Below are 14,338 nucleotides of genomic sequence, written 5' to 3' on the forward strand. Positions count from 1 at the left end.
ACTACTCATGGCAGCGTCCGCAACCCACGCGCAACAATGGCCTTCGCAAACCCAATCGATTCCGGGGAGTCATATCGTGGCCCTACCCCCGCTCGTCGAGCCCGCCGCCGAGCTCACCGTTGACGAGATCCGTCGCTATTCGCGCCACCTGATCATCCCGGACGTCGGGGTCGAGGGGCAGAAGCGGCTCAAGAACGCCAGGGTGCTGTGTGTGGGCGCGGGCGGCCTGGGCTCTCCGGCGCTGATGTACCTCGCCGCCGCAGGCGTCGGCACGCTCGGCATCGTCGACTTCGACACTGTCGACGAGTCCAACCTGCAGCGTCAGATCATCCACGGCCAGTCCGACATCGGTAAGCCGAAGGCGGAGTCCGCGGCCGCGTCGGTGCGCGAGATCAACCCGTACGTGAACGTGCAGGTCCACAACACGTCGCTTGACAACGACAACGTGTTCGAGATCTTTGGCCAGTACGACCTGATCGTCGACGGCACCGACAACTTCGCCACCCGGTACCTGGTGAACGACGCCTGCGTGCTGCTCGGCAAGCCGTACGTGTGGGGTTCGATCTACCGCTTCGACGGCCAGGTCAGCGTGTTCTGGGACCAGTACGGCCCCAACTACCGCGACCTCTACCCGGAGCCCCCGCCGCCCGGCATGGTCCCGTCCTGCGCCGAGGGCGGCGTGCTCGGCGTGCTCTGCGCGTCGATCGGCGCGGTCCAGGTCACCGAGGCGATCAAGCTGATCACCGGCATCGGCGACTCACTGCTCGGCCGCCTGATGGTCTACGACGCGCTCGAGATGTCGTACCGCACCATCAAGATCCGCAAGGATCCGAACGCGGAGCCGATCACCGGCCTCATCGACTACGACGACTTCTGCGGCGCGGTCTCCGACGAGGCGCAGGAGGCCGCCCTCGGCTCCACGATCACCGTGTACGAGCTGAAGGAGTGGCAGGACGCCGGCAAGGACTTCCTCCTGGTCGACGTGCGTGAGCCCGCGGAGTACGAGATCGTCCGCATCCCCGGCTCCCGGCTGATCCCGAAGGGCGACATCCTGAACGGCGAGGCGCTCGCGTCGCTGCCGCAGGACAAGCAGATCGTGCTGCACTGCAAGTCCGGCGTGCGCTCGGCCGAGGCGCTTGCCGCGCTCAAGGCCGCCGGCTTCAAGGACGCGGTCCACGTGCAGGGCGGCGTGGTCTCCTGGGTCAAGAACATCGACCCGTCCCTGCCCGAGTACTGAGCAACCCGGATACCGCGCCGTACCGAATGCCCGCTTCCTGCCGGAGGCGGGCATTTCGCTTTTCGTGAAGACGAGATCCCCCTCACGGATGGTGCCCTCTGGCTGACACGACGAGAGCGAATCCCCCACTCCGGCGGTAGCCTTGCGCGGTGGTCGACATAGATGCGGCGATAGGCTTCGTGGTCGCGCGGGGCGATCAGGTGGATCGAGCCCGGCTCTCCTACCTGCGCACCGCCGCGCCCGCGCCCGCGGACGCGATCGCCCGCACCGAGATGGGCCAGGCCCCCGACGGCGGCTGGCCCGCCACCTGGGGCGGCGAGATCGCATCGATCGACGCCACCTGCTTCCGCCTCGCCGAACTGGACGACCTTGGCGCGCTCGCCCGTCCCGCCGCCCGGAAGGCGCTCGACTGGCTGGCCGGCCGCCAGCGGCCGGACGGCACCTGGGAGGAAGACGCCTCCTACGCGCACGACGCGCCACCCTGGGCCCGCCCCGGCGACCCGGAGGCCCGCCTCTACCTGACGGCGCTCGCCTCCTACTGGCTGACCGTCGGCGGCGCCCGGTCCTCCGCCGAGTCCGGCCACGACGACCCCCGGCACGGCGGCGTCTACGCCGGCGTCGCACGATCCGCGGCCCGGGCCATCGCCGGCGCACTGCGCCCCGACGGCACCTGGCCGTCCTTCCTGATCGCCGGCTGGTTCGGCGCCGCCGTCCTCTACCGCCAGGAACTGTTCTACGAGTCCGCCAGAATGCAACTAGTCCTGGCCGACCGCCTCCCCAAACTCAGCCCCGGCGACACCGCCTCCCTCGCCGCCACGCTGCGCCGCGCCGGCGTCCCCGACGACGACCACCTCCCGCAGGCCGCCCGCCTCCGCCTCTCCGAAACACAGCGCACCGACGGCGGCTGGCCCAGCGACGACGGCAACGCCTTCGACGTCCACACCACCCTCCTCACCCTCCGCGCGTTGTTCTGACTCTGGGCTGATGGTCGTCGCTTCGCTCCTCCGGGCTCGCCGCCACTCCCGGCGGCGACGGGCGATCTTCAGACGAAGAGCGTGTCTGAAGGTCGCCCATCGTCTCTGGTCGCCCGCGTCTCACGTGGGCGGTCACCAACCGCGCGGGTCGGGAGAAACTTCCACAAGCAGATCAAGATCTGGATCTTCCCGCTTTCGCCGTGGTGCGGCCCGCACGCTCCCGCGGGCTCCAGCCCCGCCGCCGCTTGGGAAACCGCAACCCCCACGCGCGTCGCAAGCCACATCTGCCCCCACACGCTCTTCATCAGGGCGTCAGCTCAGCCCCAGGCGCTCTCGTCAGGCGTCGGGCGTCAGCTCAGCCACAGACGCTCTTAGCCTGCAGTTCCTCCCAAAGCCGGGCGGATAGTGACGCCCACGTGGGACGTGGGCGACCAGAGATGGCAGGCGATACCGGAACACCTCGGTGCCGCAGGTGCGACAGCGGGCCGAGAGGGTGCAGTCGGCACGGCCGAGGTTCGCGGCCTCGCCAGGGCGGGTGCGGCGTAGTAGATGCAGCCGTTCGGCCACGATCAAGGCCGTCGCCGACCTCGACCCGGTGCTGTCCGTCCTCGATGCGTACGGCTACATCCGGCAGATCGACCCGCCCGCGCGGCCGAGGACCGGTGGCCGGCCACCGTCGCCGAAATATCTCGTCAACCCCGACGTGCACCGGCCGACCGCCGAGGTCCGGTCGATCACCGACGCCCGGCGGTCCGCCTGATGCCGGTGACAGAACTGACAGAACTGACACAACCCCATCCCGCCAGAGGTTCTGTCAGTTCTGTCACGACCGATTCGGCCCCGCCCGAGGGCTGCCGAACTGCCCGCGACCCGCCCGCGCGTCGCCCTGACACCTGCTCCCGCCATGCCCTAGAGCCAGAACCATGCACCACGCCACGGAAGGACACCGGCCGATGACCGCCCCAGAGATGCCCCGCCCGAACGCCCTGCTCACCCTCGCCGAAGTGCTCGCCGAACTCGGCGTCCCCAAGTCGACCTTCTTCCGCTGGAAGGCGATCGGAAAGGCACCCAAAACGATCAAGTACCCGAACGGAAGTCTCCGCATCCGCCGCCGCGATCTCGACGCCTGGATCACCGCCCACGAGGACAACACCCTTTGAGCAGCTACGACGCACGCATCCACTCCATCCTCAAGAACACGGTCAGCAAGGGATTCACGTACTCGGTTGTAAGGTCGCGGGCAAGCCGCACCGGGACACGTTCGCCACCCGGGCGCTCGCGGAGAGCTTCCGCTCGAAGCTGGTGGTTACCCAGCGGGAGGGCGTGGCGTTCGACGAGAAGACCGGCCTGCCGGAGCCCATGGCGAGGGCGCTCAATACCCGCTCCTGGTACGCGCACGCGATCGCGTTCGTGGACGTGAAGTGGGCGCAGTCATCCGCGAAGCACCGGATCGGGATCGCCGAGACGATGGCCACCGTCACACCCGCGCTGTTCGGGGCGTACCGACCGACAAAGAGATCCGGGCCGAGCTCTACGGCTGGAGCCTTCAACAAGGCCCGCCGGGATGCCGGTCCGCCGCCAGAGCACCTGGCGTCGGCCGTGCGGTGGCTGGAGTCGCACACCGTCGATTCCAACGCGCTCACGGACGCGGCGCTCGTCCGCAAGGTGCTCGACACGTTGGCGTTGCGGATGGACGGCCGCGCCGCCGCGCCGGCCATGGTCAACCGGAAGCGCGCGGTGTTCTCGGGCTGCCTGAAATATGCGGTGGAGTTGCGGTTGCTCGACTTTCACCCGCTCACCCTGGTGAGCTGGACAGCACCGAAGAACTCCGACCAGGTTGACCGCAGGAGCGTAGTCAACCCGGAGCAGGCACGCCGTCTACTCGCCGAGGTCCCAAAGATCGCGCCGGAGTTGGAGGCCTTCTTCAGCTGCATGTACTACGCGGCGCTCCGGCCGGAAGAGGTGCTGGCGCTACGAGACGACGAGTACGAGCGGACGAAGAAGAAGGGCGGGTGGGGCACGCCGCACCTGACGGGCTCGATCGTGGCGGTCGGGAAGGACTGGGGTGCTCAGTACGGAAGCGCGGCGCACCGTGGGCTCAAGCACCAGGCCGCCAGCGCAACCCGCGACGTACCTGCTGCCCCGGTGCTCTGCACTCTCCTGGAAACCCACATCAAGGAGTACCCGCCCTCGACCAGCGGGCGGATATTCGTGACTCGGCGTGGAAGCGGTGGCCGATCCGTTCCTACCGCCGGACAGCCCATCCCGAACAACACCTACACGACAGTGTTTCGGAAGGCGCGGGAAGCGGCCATGACGCCTGCTCAGCTTCGATCGCCGCTTGCGCGGGTTCCTTACCAGCTCCGACACGCTTGTGTGTCTCTGTGGCTTAACGCTGCCGTTCCCGCAACTCTGGTCGCGGAGTGGGCCGGGCACAGCGTCTACGCATTGCTAAAGATCTATGCCTCATGCATTTACGGGCGAAGAGAAAACAGCACGGCGGCTTATTGAAGCGGCTTTGGCCTCCGAGACCCGCGACGGAAGCCCGCTAGCCATCACGCTGAGGCTCGTCTGACCTCAGGTTGAACCCGTGTCCAAAACTGGCGACGCTGTCTCGCAAGAAGGGAGTCGCGTCCTGATCGGGATCGATGTCTTGATGCATCGCCTCGGTAGAGGATTCGAACCTCTGTAGCTTTCGCGACGGATTTACAGGGCATCCCGGATGCCTTCTGCGCGAGCCGCCTACCTGGGGCTTCGCCCGAGGCATGGGTCCTGCTGACCAACGCGCCCATGATGTGCCCGCTGCTGGTCTACGCCTGCGGCGCCCGTCCGGCGCGCGTTACCGAGCTATCGCCGGGTGCGAGACAGCAGCGTGCTCGTATCGATCGCCATGGCGAACGGCTCGCTCGTCGTAAGGGTCTCACCATGCTTCGCAACCACGTGCTCGACGTAGTGCTCGCCGTCCAGCCGGAGCAGGCGCAACACCACGTCATCCTGCGCCTGTTCGACCAGGAGGTACCAGCAGATACCAGCAGCGGCGTACAGCTGCATCTTGACCAGACGATCGGCGGCGGCATTGCCGGGTGAGACCACCTCGCCGACCAGGATCGTCTCGCCGGCCTCCACCACCACGCCCTCGTCGTCCGTGTCCGCGACCACCAGGTCCGGAATGACGATTCGGTCGCTGCGCAGACGGAGGTTGACAGCCTCGAAGACCCAGAGGTCCGCAGGGGCCGCGGCATCTTCCAACGCGGCAGCGAGACGACGGGAGATGTGCTGGTGGCGCTTGCTCGGGGCCGGGCTCACCAACAGACTCCCATCGATCAATTCGATTCGATCTAGTGTCTCGCCGAGGGCCAGGTACTCGATCTCACTCCAGGGACCGACGTGCCCGATGACAGCTACACTCATCGCGGTCACACCTCCACCCGCTCGGCTGGACATCTCGCCGTCCACGATACGCAGGCCAGACGAAGAATCGCACCAGCCGAACGCGGGCCAAGGCCTCAGCCGTCAACATCCCGGCCCCTCTTGCCTTCAATCTGCCTCGGATCGGCCTCGGGCCTGAGCGGCGTGCCTTGGTGGCCGCTCCACCAGAACTTGGCGCGACGGCCCCAACTCTTCGGACTCATCGTTACAGCGGGAGCTTCAGGGTCCGCGTCGTAGCCCAAGTCGACGCGGCAGGCGAAGAGGAAGTCGCGTTGGGCGGCTCCCACTTCCTCCATCGCTGACGAGAACCGGGCTTCCGGCCCTTGCAGGACGGCGGACAGCTCAGCCACAGCAGTGCACACCGTGGAGGCCGCTTCAACGACCTTCAGAGGTCCGACCAGGCGAACGAGGTCATAAGCCCCTAAGAGTCTGCCATTCGCATGCCCGGCACCCTCGACGCTGCGAACCATCATCGGGTGCCACGCGACACCCCCAAGACGATTCCGCGAAACGGGCGCCAACGCCCGGACCGCCTGGATTGATGTACTGACAGCCCACACTTCACGGCTGAATTCCTGGTAGGCGCTGAGTCGCCGCTGCACCTCAACAGGCTTTCCGAGCCCACCCCCAATCCGGTCGTTCAGGCTGTCTTCGCCGCCGTCGATGCACTTGGCGAAGACGCAGAGGACTGCCCACCATGTGGCCACAACCGGCTGTAGACGGCCGGACTCGGCTGGTCTCGGCGGGATTTAACGAGAAAGGCCCCCGATCGGCGTTTCCGCTGATCGGGGGCCTTTCTTCTGCCTGGTGGCGGGTAGAGGATTCGAACCTCTGTAGCTTTCGCGACGGATTTACAGTCCGCTCCCATTGGCCGCTCGGGCAACCCGCCAAGGCGTACCACCGCGTGGTGACGCGCTGGCGGAAGCCAGAATAACGGTAGTCCTCGGGGGGTCTGCAACCGGGTACGGTCGGCAGGTGGGCGGGGCCGGAGACGGGCCCGACCGAGACATCTTCATACGTCCCAGCAGGAACAGCAGGAGCAGAGGCATGGCAGCCAACCCGTCGTTCGACATCGTCAGCAAGGTTGAGCACCAGGAGGTGGACAACGCGCTCCACCAGACCGAGAAGGAGCTGGGTACGCGGTTCGACTTCCGGGGCACGGGGGCGGAGATCGCCTGGGCCGGCGAGGAGGGCGTCACGCTCACGGCGGAGACCGAGGACCGGGTGAGTGCGGCCCTGGAGGTCTTCAAGGAGAAGCTGATCAAGCGGAACATCTCGCTGAAGGCGCTGGAGGCCGGTGAGCCCCGCCAGTCGGGCAAGACGCACAAGATCGACTGCAAGATCATTCAGGGCATCGAGACGGACAAGGCCAAGCAGATCAGCAAGAAGATCCGCGATGAGGGGCCGAAGGGCGTGCAGGCGCAGATCCAGGGTGACTCGCTGCGGGTGACCGGCAAGAAGCGGGACGACCTGCAGGCGGTGATCACGCTGCTGAAGGGCGAGGACTTCGGCGTGGCGCTGCAGTTCACGAACTACCGCTGAGGCTTCCTCGCGTGAGGCGGCCCCCGCCACGGGGATGGCGGGGGCCGCGCGAGGAAGGCCTCAGTAGGACTGCGCGGCCATCTCCCGCAGCCGCCGCACCCGCTCCTCCATCGGCGGGTGTGTGGAGAAGAGCGCGGACAGGCCGCCACCGCTCAGCGGGTTCGCGATCATCAGGTGCGCCGACGACGCCACCTTCGCGTCCGCCGGGAGCGGCAGGCGCTGCGCGCCGTAGGAGATCTTGCGGAGCGCCTCGGCAAGTGCCAGCGGGTCGCCGGTGAGTCGCGCTCCGGAGGCGTCCGCCTCGAACTCGCGGTTGCGGCTGATCGCGAGCTGCACCACGCTCGCCGCGATCGGGCCCAGGATCAGCATGAACAGCAGCACCGCGGGGTTCGGCGCATCGTCGTCATCGCCGCCGCCGAGCGGGACGAAGAGCGCTAGGTTCGCAAGCATCGTGATGATTCCGGCGAGCCCGGCCGCAACGCTGGAGATCAGGATGTCGCGGTTGTAGACGTGGGACAGTTCGTGGCCGATCACGGCGCGCAACTCACGGTAGTCGAGCAGCCTGGTGATGCCGGCGGTGACGGCCACGGCGGCGTGCTGCGGGTCGCGGCCGGTGGCGAACGCGTTCGGCTGCAGGGCCGGGCTGACGTAGAGCCGCGGCATCGGCTGGCCCGCCTCCGCGGACAGCTCCCGGACCATCCGGTAGAGCGCCGGGAACTCGGCCTCGCCGACCGGCTGCGCGTTCATCGAGCGGAGTGCGATCCGGTCGCTCCAGAAGTAACCTGCCGCGTTCATCCCGAGCGAGAGAAGGACGGCGACGACAAGTCCGGCGCTGCCTCCGAACCAGTACCCCACGCCCAGGATCATGGCCGTGAGCAGGCCCAGAAGGGCGGCCGTCTTGAGACCGTTGTGGTGGCTGTGCACGGTGACTCCTTCATCGAGTGAGCTCTCGGCCCACAGAAGGTGAAACACGCTCCCTTCCTCGAATCATCCGCGGGCACCTGTGACATTGCTGAGCGGCCAATCAGCAAAGGCTGAGAAACCAGAAGATCAAGAGCCGGATCTACCCACACCCGCCGCACTAACTGCCCGCACGCTCCCGCGGGCACCGGTCGGCCCCCAGGGGGCCTCCCTGCACGCGCCGCGGTTGGTCACCGAAAACCCACACGGTCCGTTACCGGCCGGGCCACAGCAGGCGGCAGGTACTCAGGCCACGTGCGACGGACCGCTGCCACCGACCTCAGTCGCACGCCCAGGTCGGTCCTGCGGCCGACCGCGAAGTCCGGGCGTGCGGCGGGGTACGACCTACAGCGGGTCCACACCCGCCACGGCCTGCAGCAGGGCCGGGCCGCCGCAGGTTCGGGCCGCCGCAGGTTCGGGCCGCCGGGCCGAACGCCACCGCTGGACTATGCGCCACAGAACCACGCCGCCACGGTCCCGCTGCCAGGTAGAACGGCGTGTCGTGCCTACAGTGCGGTCAGCCGCAGCAACGGCTCCGGTGCGAAGCCGAGGGTCACCGCGAGGACGGTCGTCACCACAAGTACCGCGCCGACCGGCCAGGGCACGTGGGTCCAGCCGGTGCCGGCGGAACCGTCCCGGGTCGGTGTGCCGTAGAGCAGGGCGGCGACGCGCACGTAGTACGCCAGGCCGATCACCGCGTTCAGGGCCACGATCAACGCCAGCCAGCTCGCGCCGCCGTCGACAAGCGCGCGGACCACTGTCACCTTCGCGAACAGGCCGGCCAGCGCGGGTGGCAGGCCGGCCAGGCCGATCAGCGCGAAGGCAAGCATGCCGCCGACCCAGGGCGCCCGCCGTGCCACGCCCCGGTAGTCGGCCAGGTCGCCGCCGTCCGCCGCGGCCGGGCGCAGGGCCACCACCGCGGCGAACGCGGCCAGCTCAAGCAGCACGAAGAAGGCGGCGTAGGCGAGCGTGGCGGCCACCAGCGGGTCCTGCGGCGGTGAGCCAAGCGCGGACGCGCCGAGCGGTGCCAGGATGTAGCCGGCCTGGGCCACCGACGACCAGGCCAGCAGCCGCACGGTACGGGTCTGCCGCAGTGCCACCACGTTCCCGACCGTCATTGTCAGTACCGCGAGCACGGCCAGCACCGGACCGGTCTCCGCGACGGGCAGCACGTGGTGCACGACCGCGAGGAGCGCGACCACGCCGCCGAGCTTGGACGCGGTGGAGAGGTAGGCGGCGACCGGCAGCGGCGCGCCGTCGTAGGTGGCCGGCGCCCACGCGTGGAACGGTACGGCCGCGACCTTGAACGCGAGCCCGCCCACAAGCAGCGCGCACCCCACCCCGATCAGCGGCGCGGGGCCGCCGGGCGCGCCGGCACCGGCAGATGGGCCGGCGGTGATCGCGGCTGCCAGCGCGGACAGGTGGAGCGCTCCGGTGGCGGCGTAGAGCAGTGCGGCCCCGAGCAGCGTCACCGAGGTTGCCACCACGCTGACCACGAAGAACGTGACCGCGGACTCGGCACCGGTACGTTCCATCCGCAGTTGCTCGGCCGCCACGTCCTGCTCCGCGTGCAGCCGGACGTCGCCGTCCTCGACCGGCGGCTCCGGGAAGACCGGCGCGCCGACGCCTGTGAAGACCGCCCGAGGCGAGGCGACGCGACGCAGTCCGACGAGCAGGTAGAGCGGCAGCGTGAGTGTCTCAAGCGCCACGATCAGCGTGATCAGGTCGCCGGCCGCACCGAGCACCACGCCGCCGGTCATCGAGCAGGCGAGCAGGAAGCAGTACTCGCCGGCCGGTACCGCGCCCGCGCGAAGCATCGGCGCGGACAGCGCCAGCACGGCCAGCGCGAGCAGCGCGAACAGCACGCCGATCAGCGCGGCCCGGTCGGTCGCCAGGTAGGAGCAGGCGTCACCGGCGCAGAACGACAGGCGGTCCGGACCCACGCCGACGAGCACGGCGGCACCCGCGGTCAGCACCGCGCCGGCGGCGGTGGCGGCGATCACCGCGCGCGGCCCGGCGAACAGGTCGGTGAGCAGCACGAGCACGGCGGCCACGGCAGCGGCATAGGCCGGAAGCAGCGCCGTCTGGTCGATGATCACCGGCGTCCCGCCTCGGGCCGAGCCCCAATCCGCCCGATCATCACGGCCGCACCCCCATCGGGAAAACGCCCGGCCGTGCCACCTTGAAAAACCGGCCGACCAGCACAGCCGCACCGCCATCACGAGATCGTCCGATGATCACGGCCGCACCAGCTCCAGGAGGTTGTTGATCGGTGTGTCGGTGCCGGAGAGCACAAGCGCGGGCCACACGCCCAGCGCCAGCGCCAGGATCACCAGCGGTGACCAGGCAAGCAGCTCGGCCGGGGTCGGCCAGCCGGGGGCGAGTCGCTCCGGCAGGCCGGTCACGACCGGTGGCTCATCGCCGGGAGCGGCCGCCGAACCGGGGGCAGCCGCCGAAGCAGGAGCGGGCGTCGAAGCGGGAGCGGCCGCCGAAGCGGAGACCGCGGCGGAGAGTGCGCCCGCGACCGACCAGGACGGGATCAGCAGCGACACCGCCGGGCTGGCCGGACCGTGCGTGACCCGCCGCAGCAGCCGGAGCAGATAGGCGGCGGTCAGCGCGCCCCCGAACGCGGCCAGCACACCCAGCGTGATCCACAGTCCGCCGCCCCGGCGTACGGAGGCGATCACCGCGAACGCCTCGCCCCAGAATCCGGCCAGGCCCGGCAGTCCGAGCGATGCGATCGCCACGAAGCCGAGCAGGCCGGCCAGCCGGGGCGCGTTCTCCCGCAGGCCGCCGAGCTCGTCAAGGCTGCCGGTGTGCGTGCGGTCCTTGACGGCGCCGGCCAGGAAGAACAGCAGGCCGGTGAGGACGCCGTGCGCGATGTTGCCGATCAGCGCGGCCTGGATCCCGGCGCCGGTGAGCGTGGCGATACCGAGCAGGACGAAGCCCATGTGCCCGACGGAGGAGTAGGCGATCAGCCGTTTCAGCTCGGTCTGGGCCAGGCAGACGAGCGATCCGATGATGATCGCGGCGACCGCCAGCACGCCGAGCATGCCGGCGAGCGCCTCCATCCCCTGCGGCGCGGCGCCGAGACCGACCCGGACCAGCCCGTAGGTGCCCATTTTCAGCAGCACGCCGGCCAGGATCACGCTGCCCACTGTCGGCGCCTGGGTGTGCGCGTCCGGCAGCCAGGTGTGCAGCGGCCAGAGCGGGCTCTTCACCGCGAACGCGACCAGGAGCAGCGTGAACGCGAAGATCTGGGTGCCGCGGTCGAGCTCCGGGAAGCCGGGCAGCGACGACGTTCCGGCCGCGGTCACCAGCACCAGCACGCCGACCAGCAGCAGCACCGAGCCGAACAGCGTGTAGAGCGCGAACTTCCGCGCGGCCGCGCGCTGCGGTTCCCGGCTGGACGAGTCCGGGCCGTGGTGCGCGCCGCCCCAGACCGCGATCACCGCGTACATCGGGAGCAGCACGACCTCGAAGAACACGAAGAAGAGCACCAGATCGAACGCGAGGAACGTGCCGAGGATCCCGACCTCGATCACCAGCAGCAGCGCGCTCAGCAGTCGCCCGGGCCCGCCCGGCGGCACCCGCCAGACCGTGTAGCCGCAGCACAGAAGCGTCAAGAGCGCGGTCAACACCACAAGGGGGTACGAGATCGCGTCCACCCCGAGCTGGAAGCGCAGATCGAGCGCGGGCACCCAGGGGAGGTCGAGAAGCGCCCACGGACCGTCGTCGGGCGTCGCGCTGCCCCACCGCAGCGGTACGGCCGCGACAAGCGTGCACGCGGCCACGACCGTGGCCAGTACGCGTGCCTGCCGGTCCAGCGACGACGGCATCGCGGCCACGGCGAGCGCGCCGAAGGCCGGTAGCGCGAGCAGGACGACGAGGAGCGCGGAAGAGAGGTCGACGCTCATGCCACACCACCTAGGATCGCGGCCGCCACGCCGATCAGCACGGCGCCGGCCAGGAGCGCGGTGGCCGCGCGCGGGAGCGGGGCACGGTGCGCGCGGGCCAGCAGGCCACCGAGCCCGGTCGCGCCGCGCCCGACGCCCTCGACCGCGCCGTCCACGACCGACCTGTCGAGATCGCGCACAGCTTCGGCGATCGCGCGCCCGGGGCGTACCACCAAAAGCTCTTGAATTTGATCTAGGTAGAAAGCATTGGCAAGTAGGGGGCGGAGGCGGCCGAGCGCGCCCGCCGGATCGGAGTCGGGGCGTCGGTGCCAGAGCCACCAGGCGGACGCCGCGCCCGTGACCAGCAGCGCGAGCGCCAGGATCAGCGAGAGCGAGACGTGCGGCGCGGCGAGCGCGAGGTCGGTGCGCGCGTCCGGGAGCAGCGCCACCAGGCCCAGCAGCGCGCTCGGTACCGCGAGCGCCATCACCGGCCAGTGCATCAGCGCGGGCGGGTCGAGCGGGCGCGGCGGCGAGGGCTCCGACGGGGTCGCTGGTTCCTCGGCGACCGCCGCCTCGGCCAGCGCCTTCGCCTTTCGCGCGGCCTCCAGCTCCAGGTAGGTGGGCTTGCCGACGAACGCGGGACCGACCGGGGCCGGCTTGTCCGCCGCCGCCTCGGGCTCGTGGGCGCGGACCGGCGGGACCGGGCCGAAGAAGACGCGCAGCAGCAGGCGCGTCGAGTACCAGGCGGTAAGTGCCACGCCGAGCAGTGCGGCGACCCAGACGACAAGCGCGATCCAGGCCGGCACCTGCCCGTGTCCGTCGCGCGCCTCGGCCGCGGCCGCGATCACGCCCTCCTTGCTCCAGAAACCGGAGAGCGGCGGCAGGCCGGCCAGCGCGCCCAGGCCGATCACTGTGCACCAGAAGACGTCGGGCATGTTGCGGCGCAGGCCGCCCATCCGGGACATCTGGTTGCTGCCGACCGCGTGGATCACGCAGCCGGCGGCCAGGAACAGCAGCGCCTTGAACGCGGCGTGGGTGAGCAGGTGGAAGATCGCGGCGCCGGGCGCGCCGATCGCCAGCGCGGCCGCCATGTAGCCGATCTGCGACACGGTCGACCAGGCCAGTACGCGTTTGATGTCGTCCTGCGCGGTCGCGGCAAGCGCGCCGAGCAGCAGCGTCACGGCCGCGACCAGGCCCAGCACGCTCAGCGCGAGCGGCGACTGCACGAACACCGGGTAGAGCAGGGCCACCAGGTAGATGCCGGACGCCACCATGGTCGCGGCGTGGATCAGCGCGGAGACCGGCGTCGGGCCGGCCATCGCGTCCGGCAGCCAGGTGTGCAGCGGGAACTGCGCGCTCTTGCCCGCGACCCCGGCCAGCAGAAGAAGGGCGATCCACGGGGGGTACGTGCCGGCCAGGACCTCCTCGATCGCGAACGATCCGGCGTGCGCCGCAAGGAACGCGATGCCGAGCAGGAAGCCCACGTCGCCGACCCGGGTGACAAGGAACGCCTTCACCGCCGCGCGGGGCGCCTCCGGGAGCGAGCGGTCGTGGCCGATCAGCAGGTACGAGCAGGCGCCCATCACCTCCCAGCCGATCAGCAGCAGGATCAGGTCGTCCGCGGTCACCACAAGCAGCATCGCGGCAGTGAACAGGCTGACCTGGGCGGCGTAGGGCGCGTACCGCTCGTCGCGGTGCAGGTACCCGACCGAGTAGATCTGCACGGCCAGCGCCACCGCTGTCACCGCCACGGACACCTGGATCGCGGTCAGATCCGCGCGCAACCCGAGGCGCACGGTGAGGTCGCCGAAGCTGATCCACTCCGCGGAGGCGGTGATCGGCTCGCGCACGGTGGCCAGCAGGGTGACCGCGCAGAGCAGCGCGAGCGCGGCAGCGGCGATGCCGAACGCGGCGGCCGGAAGACGGCCCTTCCGGGTCGGCGGCAGCAGCAGGCCGCCCAGCCCGACCAGCAGCGGGGCAGCGATCATGAAGGTGACAAGCGCCATCAGTTCTTCTCCGCCAGGTCGATCTCGTCCACCGCGACCGACGCCTTCACGCGGTAGAGCTGCAGGATCAGCGCCAGCCCCACCCCGACCTCGGCCGCGGCCAGCACGATCACGAAGAGCGCGAAGACCTGGCCGTGTTCGGCCCCCGCGGTGATCAGGATCAGGTTCACCGCGTTGAGCATCAGCTCGACGGCCATCAGCAGCAGGATCGCGTTGCGGCGGCGGAGCACCCCGAAGACGCCGAGGCCAAAGAGGAGCGCGGCGATCACGTACGGGACGGTGGGGTGCATCAGG

Annotated in this window: 13 protein-coding genes and 2 tRNA genes; 6 read left to right on the forward strand and 9 right to left on the reverse strand. The window is 69.8% G+C overall.

All coding sequences use genetic code 11. The features are described from left to right. Positions 1-7 precede the first annotated feature (7 nt). The 5 genes from moeZ (at position 8) to ACIA8K_RS08740 (ending at position 4,722) form a co-directional block, all read left to right on the forward strand. Entirely contained in the window at positions 8-1,237 is a 1,230-nt protein-coding gene (gene moeZ / locus ACIA8K_RS08720; protein ID WP_396056489.1) for an adenylyltransferase/sulfurtransferase MoeZ, read from the forward strand. A gap of 149 nt (positions 1,238-1,386) precedes the next feature. Further along, positions 1,387-2,211, forward strand: a complete 825-nt coding sequence (locus ACIA8K_RS08725) for a prenyltransferase/squalene oxidase repeat-containing protein (protein WP_396056491.1) — start codon at positions 1,387-1,389, stop codon at positions 2,209-2,211. 472 nt (positions 2,212-2,683) lie between these two features. Further along, complete coding sequence (locus ACIA8K_RS08730; protein ID WP_396056493.1) at positions 2,684-2,971, forward strand: hypothetical protein; 288 nt, start codon at positions 2,684-2,686, stop codon at positions 2,969-2,971. Positions 2,972-3,164: 193 nt separating this feature from the next. Next, positions 3,165-3,371: a helix-turn-helix transcriptional regulator gene (locus ACIA8K_RS08735; RefSeq protein ID WP_396056495.1), complete on the forward strand. Its 207-nt coding sequence runs from the start codon at positions 3,165-3,167 to the stop codon at positions 3,369-3,371. Between the two features lie 163 nt (positions 3,372-3,534). Further along, positions 3,535-4,722: a tyrosine-type recombinase/integrase gene (locus tag ACIA8K_RS08740; RefSeq protein WP_396056497.1), complete on the forward strand. Its 1,188-nt coding sequence runs from the start codon at positions 3,535-3,537 to the stop codon at positions 4,720-4,722. A 151-nt stretch (positions 4,723-4,873) separates the two neighbouring features. Here the strand turns inward: ACIA8K_RS08740 and ACIA8K_RS08745 are convergent. The 4 genes from ACIA8K_RS08745 to ACIA8K_RS08760 all read right to left on the reverse strand — a co-directional run bounded on the left by ACIA8K_RS08745 (position 4,874) and on the right by ACIA8K_RS08760 (position 6,529). Beyond that, positions 4,874-4,976, reverse strand: a tRNA-OTHER gene (locus ACIA8K_RS08745). Positions 4,977-5,058: 82 nt separating this feature from the next. Beyond that, positions 5,059-5,622 (reverse strand): Uma2 family endonuclease, encoded by a 564-nt coding sequence (locus ACIA8K_RS08750; RefSeq protein ID WP_396056499.1) that lies wholly within the window; start codon positions 5,620-5,622, stop codon positions 5,059-5,061. A gap of 95 nt (positions 5,623-5,717) precedes the next feature. Next, the gene (locus ACIA8K_RS08755; protein ID WP_396056501.1) at positions 5,718-6,347 is read right to left on the reverse strand and encodes a hypothetical protein; all 630 of its coding nucleotides are present in this window, start codon (positions 6,345-6,347) and stop codon (positions 5,718-5,720) included. A gap of 98 nt (positions 6,348-6,445) precedes the next feature. Further along, positions 6,446-6,529, reverse strand: a tRNA-Tyr gene (locus ACIA8K_RS08760). Between the two features lie 158 nt (positions 6,530-6,687). On the opposite strand from ACIA8K_RS08760, the gene ACIA8K_RS08765 reads away from it, so the two are divergent. After that, complete coding sequence (locus ACIA8K_RS08765; protein ID WP_396056503.1) at positions 6,688-7,182, forward strand: YajQ family cyclic di-GMP-binding protein; 495 nt, start codon at positions 6,688-6,690, stop codon at positions 7,180-7,182. A 60-nt stretch (positions 7,183-7,242) separates the two neighbouring features. Here ACIA8K_RS08765 and htpX read toward each other — a convergent pair whose 3' ends face one another. From htpX to nuoK, 5 genes are all read right to left on the reverse strand, one after another. Further along, positions 7,243-8,106 (reverse strand): zinc metalloprotease HtpX, encoded by an 864-nt coding sequence (htpX, locus tag ACIA8K_RS08770; protein ID WP_396056505.1) that lies wholly within the window; start codon positions 8,104-8,106, stop codon positions 7,243-7,245. A 542-nt stretch (positions 8,107-8,648) separates the two neighbouring features. Beyond that, entirely contained in the window at positions 8,649-10,241 is a 1,593-nt protein-coding gene (locus ACIA8K_RS08775; protein WP_396056507.1) for an NADH-quinone oxidoreductase subunit N, read from the reverse strand. Positions 10,242-10,379: 138 nt separating this feature from the next. Beyond that, positions 10,380-12,059 carry a NuoM family protein gene (locus ACIA8K_RS08780; protein ID WP_396056509.1) on the reverse strand — a complete coding sequence of 560 codons (1,680 nt, stop codon included), beginning with the start codon at positions 12,057-12,059 and terminating at the stop codon, positions 10,380-10,382. Then, the gene (locus ACIA8K_RS08785; protein ID WP_396056511.1) at positions 12,056-14,044 is read right to left on the reverse strand and encodes an NADH-quinone oxidoreductase subunit L; all 1,989 of its coding nucleotides are present in this window, start codon (positions 14,042-14,044) and stop codon (positions 12,056-12,058) included. Before ACIA8K_RS08785 ends, ACIA8K_RS08780 begins: the two co-directional genes overlap by 4 nt. After that, on the reverse strand, positions 14,044-14,334 hold the full coding sequence (gene nuoK / locus ACIA8K_RS08790; RefSeq protein ID WP_396056513.1) for an NADH-quinone oxidoreductase subunit NuoK: 291 nt from the start codon (positions 14,332-14,334) through the stop codon (positions 14,044-14,046). Before nuoK ends, ACIA8K_RS08785 begins: the two co-directional genes overlap by 1 nt. Between the last annotated feature and the right edge of the window lie 4 nt (positions 14,335-14,338).

Origin of the sequence: Catenuloplanes sp. NPDC051500 (assembly GCF_044454585.1) — a bacterium.
In the GTDB taxonomy this organism is placed as follows: Bacteria; Actinomycetota; Actinomycetes; order Mycobacteriales; family Micromonosporaceae; genus Catenuloplanes.